This is a genomic window from Haemophilus sp. THUN1692, from assembly GCF_059704395.1.
In genome coordinates, this window is record NZ_AP046579.1 from 1,885,621 (window position 1) to 1,903,131 (window position 17,511).

Annotated in this window: 19 protein-coding genes and 2 tRNA genes; 12 read left to right on the forward strand and 9 right to left on the reverse strand. The window is 38.0% G+C overall.

What is annotated here, in order from left to right; all coding sequences use genetic code 11:
* The 5 genes from AC6H0A_RS09680 to AC6H0A_RS09700 form a co-directional block, all read right to left on the reverse strand.
* Positions 1–210 carry a tail protein X gene (locus AC6H0A_RS09680; protein WP_005641176.1) on the reverse strand — a complete coding sequence of 70 codons (210 nt, stop codon included), beginning with the start codon at positions 208–210 and terminating at the stop codon, positions 1–3.
* Positions 210–716 (reverse strand): head completion/stabilization protein, encoded by a 507-nt coding sequence (locus tag AC6H0A_RS09685; RefSeq protein ID WP_005641180.1) that lies wholly within the window; start codon positions 714–716, stop codon positions 210–212. Before AC6H0A_RS09685 ends, AC6H0A_RS09680 begins: the two co-directional genes overlap by 1 nt.
* Before the next feature lie 206 nt (positions 717–922).
* Positions 923–1,579, reverse strand: coding sequence for a phage terminase small subunit (locus tag AC6H0A_RS09690; protein ID WP_005641184.1), 657 nt, complete (start codon positions 1,577–1,579; stop codon positions 923–925).
* An 11-nt stretch (positions 1,580–1,590) separates the two neighbouring features.
* On the reverse strand, positions 1,591–2,640 hold the full coding sequence (locus tag AC6H0A_RS09695) for a phage major capsid protein, P2 family (RefSeq protein ID WP_005641188.1): 1,050 nt from the start codon (positions 2,638–2,640) through the stop codon (positions 1,591–1,593).
* A gap of 21 nt (positions 2,641–2,661) precedes the next feature.
* Positions 2,662–3,480, reverse strand: coding sequence for a GPO family capsid scaffolding protein (locus AC6H0A_RS09700; RefSeq protein ID WP_005641191.1), 819 nt, complete (start codon positions 3,478–3,480; stop codon positions 2,662–2,664).
* Between the two features lie 168 nt (positions 3,481–3,648).
* Here AC6H0A_RS09700 and AC6H0A_RS09705 point away from each other — a divergent pair, with 168 nt between their 5' ends.
* The 4 genes from AC6H0A_RS09705 (at position 3,649) to murQ (ending at position 9,188) form a co-directional block, all read left to right on the forward strand.
* Positions 3,649–5,430, forward strand: a complete 1,782-nt coding sequence (locus tag AC6H0A_RS09705; protein ID WP_005641194.1) for a terminase large subunit domain-containing protein — start codon at positions 3,649–3,651, stop codon at positions 5,428–5,430.
* Positions 5,431–5,439: 9 nt separating this feature from the next.
* Complete coding sequence (locus AC6H0A_RS09710) at positions 5,440–6,450, forward strand: phage portal protein (protein WP_005641196.1); 1,011 nt, start codon at positions 5,440–5,442, stop codon at positions 6,448–6,450.
* Positions 6,451–7,127: 677 nt separating this feature from the next.
* Entirely contained in the window at positions 7,128–8,267 is a 1,140-nt protein-coding gene (locus AC6H0A_RS09715) for an anhydro-N-acetylmuramic acid kinase (RefSeq protein ID WP_005641199.1), read from the forward strand.
* A gap of 9 nt (positions 8,268–8,276) precedes the next feature.
* Positions 8,277–9,188, forward strand: a complete 912-nt coding sequence (murQ, locus tag AC6H0A_RS09720) for an N-acetylmuramic acid 6-phosphate etherase (RefSeq protein ID WP_005641200.1) — start codon at positions 8,277–8,279, stop codon at positions 9,186–9,188.
* A 29-nt stretch (positions 9,189–9,217) separates the two neighbouring features.
* On the opposite strand, the gene AC6H0A_RS09725 is transcribed toward murQ, so the two are convergent.
* Entirely contained in the window at positions 9,218–10,060 is an 843-nt protein-coding gene (locus AC6H0A_RS09725) for a divergent polysaccharide deacetylase family protein (RefSeq protein WP_044232599.1), read from the reverse strand.
* Entirely contained in the window at positions 10,060–11,292 is a 1,233-nt protein-coding gene (gene envC, locus AC6H0A_RS09730) for a murein hydrolase activator EnvC (RefSeq protein WP_044232600.1), read from the reverse strand. Before envC ends, AC6H0A_RS09725 begins: the two co-directional genes overlap by 1 nt.
* A gap of 175 nt (positions 11,293–11,467) precedes the next feature.
* Here envC and AC6H0A_RS09735 point away from each other — a divergent pair, with 175 nt between their 5' ends.
* Both AC6H0A_RS09735 and AC6H0A_RS09740 read left to right on the forward strand, forming a co-directional pair.
* Positions 11,468–12,151, forward strand: coding sequence for a 2,3-diphosphoglycerate-dependent phosphoglycerate mutase (locus tag AC6H0A_RS09735; RefSeq protein ID WP_005625827.1), 684 nt, complete (start codon positions 11,468–11,470; stop codon positions 12,149–12,151).
* Between the two features lie 77 nt (positions 12,152–12,228).
* Entirely contained in the window at positions 12,229–12,831 is a 603-nt protein-coding gene (locus AC6H0A_RS09740) for a hypothetical protein (protein WP_044232603.1), read from the forward strand.
* A gap of 85 nt (positions 12,832–12,916) precedes the next feature.
* On the opposite strand, the gene rpmE is transcribed toward AC6H0A_RS09740, so the two are convergent.
* On the reverse strand, positions 12,917–13,129 hold the full coding sequence (gene rpmE, locus AC6H0A_RS09745; protein WP_005625828.1) for a 50S ribosomal protein L31: 213 nt from the start codon (positions 13,127–13,129) through the stop codon (positions 12,917–12,919).
* A 174-nt stretch (positions 13,130–13,303) separates the two neighbouring features.
* On the opposite strand from rpmE, the gene mutY reads away from it, so the two are divergent.
* The 5 genes from mutY to AC6H0A_RS09770 all read left to right on the forward strand — a co-directional run bounded on the left by mutY (position 13,304) and on the right by AC6H0A_RS09770 (position 16,169).
* Positions 13,304–14,440, forward strand: coding sequence for an A/G-specific adenine glycosylase (gene mutY / locus AC6H0A_RS09750; protein ID WP_005641207.1), 1,137 nt, complete (start codon positions 13,304–13,306; stop codon positions 14,438–14,440).
* Positions 14,418–14,690: an oxidative damage protection protein gene (locus tag AC6H0A_RS09755; RefSeq protein ID WP_005625838.1), complete on the forward strand. Its 273-nt coding sequence runs from the start codon at positions 14,418–14,420 to the stop codon at positions 14,688–14,690. The genes mutY and AC6H0A_RS09755 overlap by 23 nt, the downstream gene beginning before the upstream one ends.
* 14 nt (positions 14,691–14,704) lie before the next feature.
* Positions 14,705–15,781 (forward strand): membrane-bound lytic murein transglycosylase MltC, encoded by a 1,077-nt coding sequence (gene mltC, locus AC6H0A_RS09760; RefSeq protein WP_005641208.1) that lies wholly within the window; start codon positions 14,705–14,707, stop codon positions 15,779–15,781.
* A gap of 234 nt (positions 15,782–16,015) precedes the next feature.
* A tRNA-Phe gene (locus AC6H0A_RS09765) sits at positions 16,016–16,091 on the forward strand.
* A gap of 2 nt (positions 16,092–16,093) precedes the next feature.
* Positions 16,094–16,169, forward strand: a tRNA-Asn gene (locus AC6H0A_RS09770).
* 116 nt (positions 16,170–16,285) lie between these two features.
* On the opposite strand, the gene AC6H0A_RS09775 is transcribed toward AC6H0A_RS09770, so the two are convergent.
* A complete protein-coding gene (locus tag AC6H0A_RS09775; RefSeq protein ID WP_367208820.1) occupies positions 16,286–16,447 on the reverse strand; it encodes a hypothetical protein in 162 nt (53 codons plus the stop codon).
* 651 nt (positions 16,448–17,098) lie between these two features.
* Here AC6H0A_RS09775 and gpU point away from each other — a divergent pair.
* The gene (gene gpU, locus AC6H0A_RS09780; protein ID WP_005641212.1) at positions 17,099–17,506 is read left to right on the forward strand and encodes a phage tail terminator protein; all 408 of its coding nucleotides are present in this window, start codon (positions 17,099–17,101) and stop codon (positions 17,504–17,506) included.
* Positions 17,507–17,511: the final 5 nt, after the last annotated feature.

Below are 17,511 nucleotides of genomic sequence, written 5' to 3' on the forward strand. Positions count from 1 at the left end.
TCAGCTCCAAAGTTGAATTGTGTCATTTGCAACACTGATTTTTTCTGTATCAGCTTCTGGCAATATGACAGGGGTACCAATGGGAATAATGGGCTTATCCATTAAATGCGGATTGAGTTCGCAGGTTATTTCGAGTAAGCCTTCACTTCGTCCAAAATGGCGATAAAGGATGGCATCTAAATTGTCATTTTGTTGTGCGTAAACTTGCATTAGATTAACTCCGCATCGACGTGTTTTCTGCCCAATATGTCGCTAATCGCAAAGCGAGCATCACGACGTAATTCATCAATGCTGTCTTTGAGTTGTGCCATTTTCTTTTCGCCATCATTGGTGCTGTCATAGCTTGCATAGCGTTCATAAAGGTTTGCCAGAGCCAAGCAACTTACCGCACGTTTATAACGATAAATCAGGACGCTTTCGCCATTGATGTAGGGGGCAGCGATCTGTTCTAAACCGTCGTGTTTACTTTGTGTTTTAAACGTGGAGAGTTCCGCATTGACGCTTGCCATTCCTTCAATCAAGGCATCTTGTAAACGTTGTGTGGTAATGGTGCCGTCTGCACGGTATTGATTACGAAATTGAGCAAGTGACATATCGGGGAAGAAACCATCATTACTGATAATGTCATCTGACGTATCGTAATCATTTAACTGTTGCTGCACTTCGCCCATTTCATAATCAGGGGCAAGTTTGACTGATATTGTGCCGTCGCTCATTGATTTACCCTTATAAAAAAGTCGGGTGAGGATTAAATTAAGTACGGCCAATAAATCCGTCAGAATTTGACCGCACTTTTAATCCGCCCGACGGCTGCGTGGTTTGCTCGGTTTTAATAATTAATGGGAAATGAACCCTATAATGAATATGATGGTTGCTATAAAATAACAATATTTAGAAAAATCATTCTTTTTTATCATTCGTGTTATTCGTCTTGTAAAATCAAATTAAGCTGTTTTCTCAATTTTTTAATCTCACCTTTTACACCGATGGATTGGTTTAATCCCAAAGCACGTTCTAAATATGCCAGTGCTTGTTCAGGGTGCTTATCAACCAATAACAAGCCCAATTCACGCAATAATCGCGCACGGCTTTCATCTGGCATATCGCAATCGGCAGTAATGCGTTGGATTTGCGCTAAGTAAGATTCGTCGAACGGTTTATTGGCTGCTCTTGCGGTTTTGGCTTGGTCGGCAAATTCTTCTGCCAACAAGGTGCCAAGCGTTCGGGTAAATGGCTCTGGCAAACGTAAATCATGAAAAACGGCATAATCAGCAATCTGTAAGGCAAGATGATATTCGCCACAGTCAATTGCCCACACGCACCATGTCATTAAGACATTATCTTGTTTGCCACTTCCAACAGATAACGCCCCTTCAATCCATGGCAGATAGTCAGGCAAAATTTGCTTTTTAAATGCGGCTTTGCGTTCCGTCGATTGGATGTTTTTTAAATCCTTTCGATGGCGAGCAAGAATACGGCACATTTTGTCATATTCCGTAAAGTCGCTTAGATCTTCGGTTTCTGCCGCATTAGCAATAGCGGCAGAAACTTCTAGAAAATGGCGTTTAGTTGGGCGCATAATTGATTCCGTTATGCTGCCACAGGCGAAATAGGCGTAGGTGCCTCAAGAATGGTAATATTTTTCGCCATGGCGACTGCCTCGTAGTTTTCTACAACATAGGCTTCGTTTGACGATAAATAATCTTCCACACGATTGCGTTCTGGCACATCTTTTAAGTGACGACGCACTTTGCCTTCCTGCACGTAGATTGACAAATTGTCGAGCGATGTAACTAACACAGTGCCTTTCGGGAAGAATGGCACAGATACGGCTTGTAACCCGCCCACACGTTTTTGGCTAATGACGGTATCGCCTGCTAAAATTTCGCTTGGTTTTTCTTGGTTGATTAATGGGAAATATTTATCGGCTAATAAGTCGCTCCCCATAATTGCAACCAGTTTAGTGTCGTCGCGGTATTGTGCTGGAATGAAATCTTCTTTTAATGCAAAGACAAGGGCATCAAGGTTTTTATAGGTTTTACCTGCACCGATTTCGATTTTGCCACTGCTTTTTTCAATTTCTTTTAACACACGGGCTTTGGCTTTATCTTCGATTTGGACTAACCAACCCTTATTCACATCTTGCAATAATGGATGTTCAGTGCGGTTTGTGGTTGCGGCTGCACTTGTGCCATTCCAACCGATCATGATACGGTCTAATGCAATGCGTTCGGCTTTGAGTTTGCCCACACGTGCGGCAAAATCAGGGAATTTTGCCCAACTGTCTAAGGTTGCATAATTTAAATGTGTGTCAAAGTTGGTTTGTTCGCAAGAATAGGTGTTTTCTTGCAAGCTGTGAATGTCAGTGGTTTCACGTGCTTTTGTGTTTGTGTCGGTGCGACTTGCCACTGGTGAAAGCACGCCTAAACGTAATGCGGAACCTTTCATTTCTTGCACCATGACGACATTGATGCGTTTCAAGAAATCAGAACTTTCAAGCACGGCATTTTCTAATTTTTGTTGAATAGTTGGCTCAACGGTAAACTGACCGCCATTCGCAACGAATGCCACATCTTCGCCGTTATCTGCTGCAACACCAGAAAGGTAAGCATTAAATTTTTGTTTGGTAAATTTATTCATTTGGTTTTTTCCTACGATAAATTAAAAGAAGCGGCCGTCAGTTTCAGATTGTTCACCGTAAACTAAAGGGCGAGGATTTTCGGATTCAACCGGCTTTTTGAGTTCTGCAAAGGTTGCTTGGATTTCTTCATTACCCGCTTTCATTTCTTCGATTTCGGCTTTTTGTTTGGCTAAATCGTTAGAAAGTGCGGTTAATTTTTCCAAGGTTTCTTTGGTTTGCTCAGCTAGAAGCTCAATGGCTTGTGTTTGATCAGCAAAGCGTTCATCGTCTGATTTTTCTTTTTTAGAAAATAATGCTTTGATTTTTGCGAATACAGATTGATGTTCATCTCCATTCCAACCTTCGAAATCTAATTCTGTTTCAATGGCTGCAGAGAAGATATTATCTTCTTTTAACTTGCGGGCATTTAAGCCATTGTGCGAGAAACTCAACATTTCTGTGCCTAGGCTCGCAGGGTTATCCGTTACAGCTAAACCAACGAGATAGGCTTTGCCTGTATTTGCAAAATTGGTGTCAATTTCTACGGAGGTGTAAACTTTTTGCCCTTCTTTGTTTAAGGCAATAAGTGCATCAGTTGGCTGTAATTGAGCTAAAAGTTGTAATTTGCCATCTTCGCGTTCTTCTGCTTTCACGGCTAATACATCACCAAAGCAATGAGAATTTGCTAGTTCTGGCATGTATAAAGAGAATTTGATGTGGTCGAGATTGATACGTGCACCATAGGTGTTTTTTGGATCGTAACTTTCGGCCATTTCTTCAATCCAGTTGCGTTGAATTGTGCGGCCGTCAGTTGTTGCCCCTTCAGTTGCAACAATGACCCATTTAGATTTTTTTGCCATTGGTTATCCTTGCGATGGTTGGTTTGATTCAAAGATTGCCATTATTCTGAAAGGTTTAATTTTGGTGGTCTATGAGTTGCTTTTGTTGTATGTCGATTCACAGAGTAAGCGGAAAGACTAACATTCGCCCCCTTTCTATTATGCGGTTGTAAATAGAAAGGATTAGGAATGGACGAACAAGTTATTAATCAACCTTCCCCCGAAGTGACGGCGGAAATCAAACGTAAAGTACAGCAGATGTATTTCAGTGGTTATAAAATCGCGGAAATTTCACGCCAGTTAAATATTCCTGCATCAACGATAGCCAGTTGGAAAGACAGAGAAAAGTGGGACGATATTGCGCCTGTCGGTCGGGTGGAATTAGCACTTGAGACAAGATTAAATTTGCTGATTGCGAAAGAAGAAAAGAGCGGTTCAGATTATAAAGAAATTGATTTGCTTGGTCGCCAAATGGAACGGATGGCGAGAGTGAAAAAATATTCTTTTGGTGACGGCAATGAAGTGGATTTGAATCCCAAACTGGCTAATCGTAACAAAGGCGAACGGAAGAAAGCTGAACCGAATGCCATTGATCAAGAGCAAGAAGAATCTCTGATTAATGGCTTTCTTGATGGAATGTTTAATTATCAGCGAATTTGGCACAAGGCGAAAGAACACCGAATCAGAAATATTTTGAAAAGCCGACAAATCGGTGCGACTTACTATTTTGCCCACGAAGCCTTTATTGATGCCTTGACGACGGGGCACAATCAGATTTTTTTATCTGCCAGTAAAAAACAGGCTTTGCAGTTTCGATCGTACATTGTGAATTACGCCAAGCAAACGGCAGATGTAGATTTAAAAGGCGAAACCATCAAACTTCCAAATGGGGCAGAATTGATTTTCCTTGGCACGAACTCCGCTACGGCTCAATCCTACCACGGCAATTTGTATTTCGATGAAGTGTTTTGGGTGCCTAAATTTGATGTGATGCGAAAAGTGGCATCAGGTATGGCGGCGCAAAAAATGTATCGCCAAACCTATTTTTCAACGCCGACCACGATTGCACATCCTGCTTATGCGTTTTTCTCTGGAAAAGCATTTAATAAAAATCGGGCCAAGGCGGACAAAGTTGAAATTGACATTTCGCACGAGAATTTAAAAAGCGGAAAACTTTGTGCCGACCGTCAATGGAAGCAGATTGTAAGTATTTATGATGCAATGGAAGGTGGGTGCAACCTATTCAATATTGACGATTTGATCGCAGAAAACAGCAAAGAAGAATTTGAACAGTTGTTTTTGTGCCAATTTGCCGATGACAACAGTTCTGCTTTCAAGTTTTCGGACCTGCAACTTTGCCAAGTGGATAGCTTAGAAGAATGGTACGATTACAAGCCATTTTATCAACGCCCATTCGGCAATCGTGAAGTGTGGTTAGGTTATGATCCTGCTTTTACTGGCGACCGTGCAGCCTTAGTGATTGTTGCACCGCCGAAAGTGGAAGGGGGAGATTATCGCGTTTTACATAAACAAACTTTTCACGGTATGGATTACGAAACACAAGCAAGCCGCATTAAGCAGTTTTGTGATGATTACAATGTAACTCGCATCGTGATTGATAAAACGGGTATGGGGTCGGGCGTTTATCAGGAAGTGAGAAAGTTTTATCCAATGGCGCAGGGCCTAGAGTATAACGCCGATCTTAAAAATGAAATGGTGTTAAAAACACAAAACTTAATTCAAAAACGTCGCCTTAAATTTGATAGTGGTGACAATGACATCGTGAGTAGTTTTATGACGGTGAAAAAACGCATTACTGGCACAGGGAAAATTACTTATGTTTCGGACCGTTCGGAAGATGCAAGCCACGGCGATTTATCATGGGCAATCATGAACTGTATTTTAAATGTGCCTTATGGTTTAGGCGGCGATGTATCAAGCAACAAATCAACAATATTTACCTTTGAATAGGATAACCCAATGAGCAAAAACACAAAAAAATCCACCGCACTTTCTACTGGAAATCAAGCACAGGCATTTAGCTTTGGTGAACCTATTCCAGTGCTTGACCGTGCAGAAGTACTGAATTATTTCGAAAGCGTGTTGATGTATGAAAAATATTACAATCCGCCAATTAATTTAAGTTACTTGGCTAAAGCCTTAAATGCCTCAGCCCATCACAACAGTGCGATCACGGTGAAGAAAAACATTTTACTTTCAACATGCAAAACAACCGCACTTTTACCTCGTACTCAATTAGAAAAACTGGTGCAAGATTACTTGGTCTTTGGCAATGCTTATGTTGAGAAAACTGTAAATTCGTTTGGTAAAGTCGTATCACTCAAATCCCCCCTTGCTAAATATATGCGTGTCGGTGTTGAAGCTGGCGTGTTTTATCAGATTGTGAATGGATTTGATGAATATGAATTTAAAAAAGGCTCTGTCTTTAACTTGATTAATCCCGATGTGAATCAAGAGATTTATGGTGTGCCAGAATATTTGGCCGCACTTCAATCTGCTTTTTTAAATGAAAGTGCCACATTGTTCCGCCGTAAATATTATCTGAATGGCGCGCATGCGGGTTCGATTATTTACATGACCGATCCAACACAGAACCAAGACGATATTGAAGCAATCAAAACGCAAATCAGACAAACCAAGGGCACTGGCAACTTTAAAAATTTATTTGTGTATATCCCAAATGGGAAGAAAGATGGGATGCAAGTTATTCCGTTGTCTGATGCTATTGCTAAAGATGACTTCCTAAACATTAAGAACGCTAGCCGTGATGATGTGTTAGCTGCGCACCGTGTGCCACCGCAACTGATGGGAATTGTGCCGAATAATACAGGCGGTTTTGGTGATGTTGAAAAGGCAACGCGAGTATTCTTTATCAATGAGATTATTCCATTGCAGGAACGATTGAAAGAGATTAATAGTTGGGTAGGGGAAGAAGTGATCACGTTCTCCGATTACAAATTACTAAATTAGATCCTTTCAAAAATAAACAGCCCGCAGAAATGCGGGTTTTTTATTGCTAAAAGAGCTGTTTTTGTCCTGTATAGTATTAGTACGACCCCAATGTATTATATCAAATCAATCAATATGACAAATCTTAAATCCTTATTTCAGTCCGATTTTTCGCCCAATTGTACGCATGAAAAATCGCAGTCAAACCCTCGCCACGCCCGCACACTAAAGATGTCGATTTCAACGCAATTTTAGATCCTTTCCAAAGCCTTTTCAGTAATAGCGCCTTTCAGATCCTTTATTTCAGATCTTTCAACGCAAACAAACGCAGAAAAGTGAAAAATCAGATCTTTAGGTAAGCAAAAAAATTATGTGTATAGATGTGTCGTCAGTGTGGCGTTGAGTGAGATTTTTTTTATGGTATATTAAAAGTGTTGCAGTTTTGATTGATTGGATAACTGATTGAATTATTTGTTATTTATTTTCTTAATGGCTACCAACTATTCACAGTTTGCATAACTCCAAAACCGGGTGTTGGGAGTTCGAGCCTCTCCGCCCCTGCCATTAAAATATTCTTTTCAATTAATCATAAAATATCTTTATACTCATATCTTTTTCATATTATTTAATAATTCTTTTTATTTTTCTTTTTGAATTAGATATATAATTATCAAATTTTAAATATAAAAATAATTAGTATGAAACCTCAATACTATCTTGGCATGATGTCTGGAACTAGTCTAGATGGAGTGGATGTTGCTCTTGTTGATTTTTCTCTAGAGCCTCGACTTATCTTATCTGATTTTTTTCTTATGCCAGAAAATTTACGCCAGAAATTAACCAAACTCATTCAAGCTGGTGAAACAACTCTACAAAATTTAGGCGAGCTCGATCATGAGCTTGCTTTACTGTATTGTGATTGTGTACATAGCTTTCTACAAAAATATAATCTTATTCCAAGTCAAATTGAAGCTATTGGTTGTCATGGACAGACAGTATGGCACTCTCCTGCTTCAGTATTTCCTTTTACGATGCAACTAGGTGATATGAATTTATTGGCAGCTAAAACAGGAATATCGGTTATTGGTGATTTTCGTCGTAAAGATATGGCATTAGGCGGACAGGGGGCTCCTCTTGTACCCGCTTTCCATAAAGCTGTATTCTCAAATGCTAATTTTGCTACAGTTGTTTTAAATATTGGTGGGATTAGTAATGTTTCTATATTGTTTCCTAATCAACTTGTAATTGGCTTTGATACAGGTCCAGGTAATACATTATTAGATCAATGGATAGAAAAACACCAAGGTCTTCGCTATGACAAAAATGGTGAGTGGGCTTCAAAAGGCAACGTGAATCAAGTTCTGCTTGAGGAATTATTAAATGAACCTTTTTTCTCTTTACCCGCTCCCAAAAGTACAGGGAGAGAGCTATTTAATCTTGATTGGTTAATGGACAAAGTAGAAAAAGCATCTGTAGAACTTACCGCTCTTTCATCTAAAATGACATTAGCCCCAGAAGATGTGCAAGCGACGCTTGTTGAATTGACAGTAACAAGCATTGTTAATGCACTAAATCAACTCCAAACAGATTTACCAAAACATTTACTAGTATGTGGCGGCGGTGCCAAGAATAGCTTAATTATGCGTGGATTGCATGATAATTTACTCGATTGGCAGGTCAGCACAACGACAGAGCAAGGCTTTGATATTGATTATGTGGAAGCCGCTGCTTTTGCTTGGTTAGCTTATTGTCGAATGAACAATTTACCAGCAAACTTGTCTAGCGTAACTGGCGCGAAAAGAGCGGTTAGTTTGGGGGCTATTTTTCCTAAAGACTAAGGCCAAAATATGAATGACATTATATTAAAAAGTTTATCCACGTTAATTACGGAACAGAGAAATCCGAATTCAGTTGATATTGATCGTCAAAGTGCTTTAGATATTGTTCGATTAATGAATAAGGAAGATAAACAAATTCCTTTAGCTATTGAGGCATGTTTGCCTGAGATTTCGTTAGCGGTAGATAAAATCGTTTATGCTTTCCAACAGGGCGGGCGTCTAGTATATATTGGAGCTGGGACGAGCGGTCGTCTTGGCGTATTGGATGCATCAGAATGTCCTCCTACATTTGGTATATCTTCGGAAATGGTCAAAGGTATCATTGCGGGGGGCGAACATGCTATTCGTCATCCCGTAGAAGGGGCGGAAGACAATACGAAAGCTGTAATTGAGGATCTACAAAGCATAAATTTTTCAAAAAATGATGTATTAGTAGGAATTGCAGCAAGTGGCCGCACACCCTATGTTATTGCGGGTCTTCAGTACGCTAAATCTATTGGTGCTTTGACAATTTCTATTGCGAGTAATCCAAAATCTGCGATGGCTGAGATAGCCGATATTGCGATTGAGACTATTGTTGGGCCTGAAATATTGACGGGATCTAGTCGCTTAAAATCTGGTACCGCACAAAAAATGGTACTGAATATGCTGACCACAGCAAGTATGATTTTATTGGGTAAATGTTACGAGAATTTGATGGTCGATGTACAAGCCAGTAACGAGAAACTTAAAGCACGCGCTGTACGCATTGTGATGCAAGCAACAGATTGTGATAAAGTGCTCGCTGAGCAGACATTAATTGAAGCAGATCAAAATGCCAAGCTTGCAATTATGATGATTTTAAGTAATTTATCAAAATTAGAGGCTAAGGCATTATTAGAAAGACATCGAGGTAAATTAAGAAATGCACTTTCTAAATAAAACAAAAACCTGATTGTAAAATCAGGTTTTTATTTTGGAATTCCACGTAGTAATCCTACGGGTTCAAAAGATTCCATTGAAGTTGGGGCAGGCATTTCTGTAAATAATAAAACAAAGGGTTTAGGCGGGATTACTTTTTTATTACGCCATAAGTTGCTCATTCCGACAAGTTGGATATCTTCAGGTAAACTGTTAATTCCTGCTTGTAACACGGCAATGGTATTTGGACGAGGATGTCCTATCGCAATCGCGGTACCATGTTTCCTTGCATATTGAATTACAGCTTGAAATTGATGTTGAACGTCAGCTAGTTCGTTACTGTCATCTAAAAATATATGACGATCTAAGGAACGAACACCTTGTTCTTTTGCTATTTTCCCTGCTACAGATTTTCCTATTGTTCGACTATCTAAAAAGAACAAATGTTTTTCTTGAAGTGCGGTCATTAAATAAGTCATTAATTGGGGATCAGCCGTAGCCGCACTGCCCATGTGATTATTCATGCCAATGGCATAATTCACGATATTTTTTGCTGTATTTACCCGATCATTGACCTGCGCTGAAGACATTCCTAAATGTAGTCCTCCATCTTCTATTTTCACCGCACTCACCGGTTGCATCGGCATATGAATTAAAATGTCTCGGCCTTGAGATTTTGCTTCTTGATTACGTGCTCGAGCATGAGGTGCAGCAGGAATAATTGCGACGGAAATTTCACGCGGCATTGCAAAAATAGCTGCATCTTCTTTGAGATGATAGCCGACATCATCAATAACAATTGCAAGTTTATTTTGTGCAAGAGAGATGGAAGTATAAAGTGCGGTAGAAAAAATGATGAAAATTTTCACCGCACTTTTTATGAGAAGTTTCATTAACGAATCCATCCAGTTGGATTCACTGGTGTGCCTTTTCGGCTAATTCCAAAATAGAGTGCGGAACGAGAGATTTCACCAGTATTACCCACTTGAGCAATAGTTTGCCCAGCAGAAACTAGTTGACCAACTTTTACTAATACAGCTTGATTGAAACCATATAAACTTAAGTCGGTTTCTCCATGTTTAACGATGACCATATAACCGTAGCCATTCAAATACCCAGCTAAAATTACACGTCCAGCAGCAATGGCTTTGACTGCAGTTCCGGCTGCTGCCCCAATAACCATACCTTTCCAACGAACTTCACCGGCCTGAATAGTTCCAAAATTATGTAAAGTTAGCCCTGAAACTGGTGCAGAATATTGTTTTTTGGCAATCCCTAAACCACTTGTGCTGTTAAGCAATTGACGTTCTTGTGCTGTCGGTTGATAAGGTTTTGAAGTCCTTTTTTCTTCAGTTTTTTGTCGTTGTGAAAGCGCTTCACGCTCTTTTTTTTCTTGTTCTAAGGCCACTTTTTCCGCACGTTGAATTTCTTGACGGAGCGCTTGTTCATTAGCCTTTAGGCTATCCAATTTATTTTGATCTCTCGCTAAATTCTTATTAAGTTCATTTAGCGTAGATTGACGTTCTTGTTGTGATTTTTGTAATTCTTGTTGTTGTTTTTTTTGCGTTAAAAGTTTATCTCGATGATTTTTGTGCTGACCTAAAATTGATTCTTTTTGGGATACAATTTGAGCTTGTGTTGCTTTTAAACTATCAATTATTTCGATTCGAACTTGGTTTAAATGTTGATAGTACACTTTCATGCGTTCTGCTTTTTCCGCATTTTTAGAAAACATTCTTTCAATAACGGAAGGATTTAAATCTGAGCGATAAATCATATCCATTTGTTTCGCTAAGCGTGATTTTTGTTCAGATTCTTGTTTTTCCAATTGTTTGAGTTGTTTATCTGAGTCAGAAATTTGCTTACGAATTTCTTTCAAGCTCATTTCTGTTTCATGTAACTCACCCACGACAGCATTAATTTTACTTTCATGGTTTTTCAAATTAGCTTGTAGCTTAGCTTGCTCGCGTTTTTGTTCAGCAATTTTAGATTCTTGTTGCTTAATTTGCTTTTGAATCTGGTTAAGATCGGAAGCATGGTTTATTGGGGAAAAAATCAACAAACCGCTATTAAAAAGTGCGGTAAAAAATGGCAATATTTTTTTGTTTAATCCCGAATACAGCATAATTTTTCCTAAATTCTTAAAATTGCACAAATCTTATCATATTTGTTAAAAGGCGAAAAAGTTTAGCCCCTATTTTTTGCTAAAGATCAGGAAAACTCGCCTTTTTGCTTTTAAACATACTCAATTTTTGCTATAAAGTGCGAATTATCTTTTACTTAAATTTTAGGAGATTCTTATGGAATTAGTATTTATCCGTCACGGTTTTAGTGAATGGAATGCGAAAAACTTGTTCACTGGTTGGCGTGATGTAAATTTAACAGAACGCGGCGTAGAAGAAGCAAAAGCAGCGGGCAAAAAATTATTAGATGCTGGCTATGAGTTTGATATCGCATTTACATCTGTGCTAACTCGTGCAATCAAAACTTGTAACATCGTGTTAGAAGAATCCCATCAATTATGGATTCCTCAAGTGAAAAATTGGCGTTTAAATGAACGTCATTATGGTGCTTTACAAGGTTTAGATAAAAAAGCTACTGCGGAACAATACGGTGACGAACAAGTTCATATTTGGCGTCGTTCTTATGACATTTCTCCACCAGATCTAGATCCACAAGATCCAAATTCTGCACACAATGACCGCCGTTACGCAAATATTCCATCTGACGTAGTGCCAAATGCAGAAAACTTAAAAATTACTTTAGAGCGTGCACTTCCATTCTGGGAAGACCAAATTGCACCAGCAATGCTTTCTGGTAAACGTGTCTTAGTTGTTGCTCACGGTAACTCACTCCGTGCGTTGGCAAAACATATTATCGGTATTTCTGATGCTGAAATTATGGATTTTGAAATTCCAACAGGCCAACCTTTAGTATTAAAACTAGATGATAAATTAAATTACGTAGAACACTACTACCTTTAATTTATCGCTTTACTTTTTTAATTTAACATTCAAAGTGCGGTTAATTTTAACCGCACTTTATGTTTAAGGAGACATGAATGAGAAAATTGATAACGTTCATTTTGGTGTTGTTGCCATTTTTTACGACATCAGTTAATGCAGTGCCAGTACATAAAAATCAAATAAATAAAAAAATTGTAGTAACCAAATCTTTAGATAAAAAACAACAAACTAAAAAAACGAAAGAAACTAAATTAGTTCTAACCAAGAAAATTAGTACTAAAAATAAAAAACAAGCTGTGAAATTGACAGACAAAAAGCCTAAAGCTTTGGTAAAGGAAATTAGCTCGAAACCTAAGACATCTATCGAGAAAAAACCGACAACAGTTGTTTCAGCAAAACATGAAAAAGCAGCAAAGGAGAAACCAGTTTATAAGCTAGTGATTGTGCCACAATGTAATGATTTTTCTGTGTCAAAAGTGTTATCTGATGCATTTAAGCAGCAAGGCGATTCAACTAAAACCAGTATGATGGTGAAACAAATTCTTCAAGCAAGAGAAACGCAATTTTATCCACAAAAAGGCATTCGAAGCTGCCATGCTTTAGTGGTGACGGATGGAAAAAGTTATCAAACAGATTACAGTGTTATTTTGAATGATAAAGGATTTTTTGTTCAGGTTGAGAATGCGATGAGTTTGTAAACTAGTTTGTTGAAATGAGCAAAATTTTATCTTCTTGATAAAACAAAACCCCGCAAATTGGCGGGGTTTTTTAAACAAGTCCAAATTATTTTGTGCTTGGAATTTTGAAACGGCTGTTGAAACGCTCAACACGACCACCAGTATCAACAACACGTTGTTTACCAGTGTAGAATGGGTGGCAGTTACCACATACATCAAGATTGATGTCTTTACCTAAAGTTGAACGAGTTTTGATCACATTACCACAAGAACAGGTTGCTGTGATTTCTTTATATTCAGGATGAATACCTTGTTTCATAGAAAACCTCAAAATGAAGCCACGCCGCTATAAGAACTTTCTTCCCACACCGCGTGAGTTAATAATACGCCATAATTGGCACCAAATAGATCGCGGATTATACTGAAAAAATACAGATAAACAAGCCCTATTTTCGTGTAAAATCGTTGAGATTTTTAACCGCACTTTTCTTTTATGTTAGCAAAATCTTCAAGTAACGCACCTTTTGCACAATCTGTGCTGAAATGGTATGACAAATTTGGCCGTAAACATTTGCCGTGGCAACAAGATAAAACGCTTTATGGCGTATGGCTTTCTGAGGTGATGTTGCAACAAACACAAGTCGCGACAGTGATTCCTTATTTTGAGCGATTTATTAAAACATTTCCAAATATCACCACACTTGCCAATGCTTCGCAAGACGAAGTTTTGCATTTATGGTCTGGTTTAGGCTATTACGCCCGGGCGCGTAATTTGCATAAAGCAGCCCAAAAAGTGCGGGATGAATTTAATGGAAATTTTCCGACAGATTTTATGCATGTTTGGGCGTTACCAGGCGTGGGGCGCTCGACAGCTGGGGCTATTTTATCTTCTGTATTAAATCAACCTTATCCGATTTTAGACGGCAACGTAAAGCGAGTGTTAGCTCGCTATTTTGCTGTTGAAGGGTGGCCTGGTGAGAAAAAAGTAGAAAATCATTTGTGGACGCTGACGGAACAGGTTACTCCCACAGATCGTGTCGCGGATTTTAATCAAGCTATGATGGATATTGGTGCGATGGTATGTACGCGAACCAAACCAAAATGTGAGCTTTGCCCATTAAATTTGGAGTGCTTAGCTTATCAAAATCATAGTTGGGAAAAGTTTCCTGTCAAAAAACCTAAAAAAAATATGCCTGAAAAAGACACTTATTTTTTGATTTTATCTAAAAATGGCAAAGTGTGCTTGGAGCAGCGAGAAAACTCGGGATTATGGGGCGGATTGTTTTGTTTTCCACAATTTGAAGATAAAGCTTCATTACTTAATTTTTTAGCTCAGGAAAAAGTCAGCTATTATCAAGAATGGCCAGCTTTTCGTCATACCTTTAGCCATTTCCATTTAGATATCTATCCTATTTATGCAGAAATGAACGGTGGAATTAATATTGAGCAAGCTAATTTAGATTGGCGCAAAGTTGTGGAAAGTCCAAAAGAATATCAATCAAATCTATCAAGTGCGGTTAAATATTGGTATGATCCGCAAAATCCTGAACAGATCGGGCTGGCTCAGCCTGTGAAGAATCTTTTAATACAATTTGCAAGGAATTATTATGGCAAGAATGGTATTTTGTGAGTATCTCAAACAAGAAGCGGAAGGTTTAGATTTCCAACTTTATCCTGGAGAACTAGGTAAACGAATTTTTGATTCAGTCAGTAAGAAAGCTTGGGGCGAATGGATTAAGAAACAGACAATGCTAGTGAATGAGAAAAAACTCAATATGATGAATGCGGAACACCGTAAATTGTTAGAACAAGAAATGGTAAATTTTTTATTTGAAGGTAAAGATGTTCATATTGAAGGTTATGTTCCTCCATCAAATTAATTGGCTGTTATACAATGAAAAAGTATCTAGTATTAGCGTTATTACCGCTTTTGTATGCTTGTAGCGATTCATTGAATCGTGGGGGCATGAATTATGATGAATCCTTTGCAAAAGACACGCAAGGGTTAGATATCCTCACAGGGCAATTCTCGCATAATATTGACCGCATTTGGGGCGTCAATGAATTGTTAGTGGCCAGTCGAAAAGATTATGTGAAATATACAGATTCTTTTTATACGCGTAGCCACGTGAGTTTTGATGAAGGTAATATCGTTATTGAAACCCAACAAGATCTAAATCATTTACATAATGCTATTGTCCATACCTTGTTAATGGGGGCGGATGCAAAAGGTATTGATTTATTTGCATCTGGAGATGTGCCGATTAGCTCTCGCCCATTCCTTTTGGGGCAGGTTGTGGATAATCAAGGGCAACAAATTGCTAATCAAGTTATCGCAAGTAATTTCGCAACTTACTTGATTCAAAATAAATTACAAACTCGTCGATTACAAAACGGGCATACTGTGCAATTTGTTGCGATTCCAATGATTGCAAATCACGTAGAAGTACGTGCACAGAAATATTTACCATTAGTTCGTAAAGCGGCTGAACGTTATGGCATTGATGAAAGTTTGATCTTAGGTATTATGCAAACAGAATCGAGTTTTAACCCATATGCGATTAGCTACGCAAATGCTATTGGATTAATGCAAGTAGTGCCTCATACGGCAGGTCGAGATGTGTTTGCAATGAAAGGAAAGGGCGGTCAACCATCAACGCGTTATTTATATGATCCTGCGAATAATATTGATGCTGGCGTATCTTATTTGTGGATTTTACAAAATCAATATTTAGATGGGATTACAAACCCAACCTCAAAACGTTTTGCAATGATTTCTGCTTATAATAGTGGTGCTGGCGCTGTATTACGTGTTTTTGATAATGATAAGGATATGGCGATTTACAAAATTAACCAAATGTATCCAGAGCAAGTTTATCGCATTCTAACGACGGCTCACCCATCATCACAGGCTCGCAATTATTTGTTGAAAGTTGATAAGGCACAGAAAAAATTCCGTGTAAGACGATAATTGAAATTTTTCAGATAATCAAAAATGCACGTTGGGAAATACCATCGAGCATTTTTATAATAAGTGCGGTTTATTTTGAAATAATTTTATTATTTCGTTGTTTTAATAAACATATTGATGATTAACTATTCAAACGCAACGTTTTTTTGTATTTTTTTAAATTTAAGTATTGACCGAATCCCGAAAAAATAGTCTAATACGCTCCGTTGTCAGGCAGTAGCCAATAACGATAACGCCTCGATAGCTCAGTCGGTAGAGCAGGGGATTGAAAATCCCCGTGTCGGTGGTTCGATTCCGCCTCGAGGCACCATTTCCTCCTTAGTTCAGTCGGTAGAACGGTGGACTGTTAATCCATATGTCGCAGGTTCGAGTCCCGCAGGAGGAGCCAAATTCAGAAAGGCCGGTAAAGAAATTTAGCGGCTTTTTGCTATCTTTTGTTCCAGCACATAAATCATTTCTCCATTTAAAACGGAAGTTATTAAGCATCAGAATTAATTCTTTTCTTTATCTTCTTTCTTTTGTATTTACATTGATGAGCTGAATTAATAAAGAAAAACGTTCATATGGACCTTGTGTACATTTATAAGGATTAGGTCTTATAGAAGGGATAATTTCTTTGATATGTTGTATAGCTTGTAATAATGAAATAAGGCCTTTGGATGGGATTCAAGGAAAACTCTTTGCTATATCTAATAAGCAGGTTTTATTTTCTATAGTTTGTTGTTTTTGATATTGAATCCTAGAGATCGTATTGTGATGGAATATGAGACGGGAAATAAGATAAATCCAATAATAGTAGATAAAACAAAACCCCGCGATTGGTTTCGCGGGGCTTTGTTTAGTCAAATGGTGCCTGAGCGAGAAGTGAATTAGTTATATAAGATATTGATTTAAAATAAGTTTATTTTAGTTTATTTATTTTTGGTTACTATTTTGGTTACTAAGGCAAAATCTGATAAATCACAGTATATCAAAAAACTTTTTTTCTATTATAGTCTTCACCTCTTCACTTTTGCTAAAAAAATAAGAAAAAATCCTTATTTATTATATATTTATAATGGTGAAGACTACTTATTCAAGTCTTCACCAAGTCTTCACCAAGTCTTCACCTATAAAAAATAGATAAATTCCTATCTTAAATTATCTTTTCAAACCCAAAATCACCTAAAAAAATCACTGAATAAAATATTTTACTCAACGTATCTAATCGTATCTAAACTATTGAAATTTAAGGTGTTTACTTTATATTTTTTGTATATATATTGTTCTATGGGCTTTTTATAAGCCCTCTTAATTAAGAACAAATAAGGGTAAAAAATGCTTATTCACAACGAAGTTAGAAACGAAATCGTTACGCTAATCAAGAATAACATTCCAGAGATTGGAAATGTTTATAACGGTAGAGCATTCTTCACGAGCTTAAAACAGCAACTACCTGCAATTTCAGTATTCTTAGATGATGCAGAATGTGATTTTAAGGTAATGGGAGAATCCGAATGGCAAGCAGAACTCAATATCTCAATCTTCCTTCCATATAGCGAGGGAGAACCCAACATTGATCGGATTGCAGAGAAGGTTAATAGCCTTATTACATTTACAGGTTATCGCCATATTCAATTTGTCAGAGGGATTCAATACCGTTATGGCTATGATGAGGATAATGCTTCTTGGATGAATGGTACGCTTTCTTACTTAATTGAATATGGTCGAGCCCCAATCAAATAACGCAA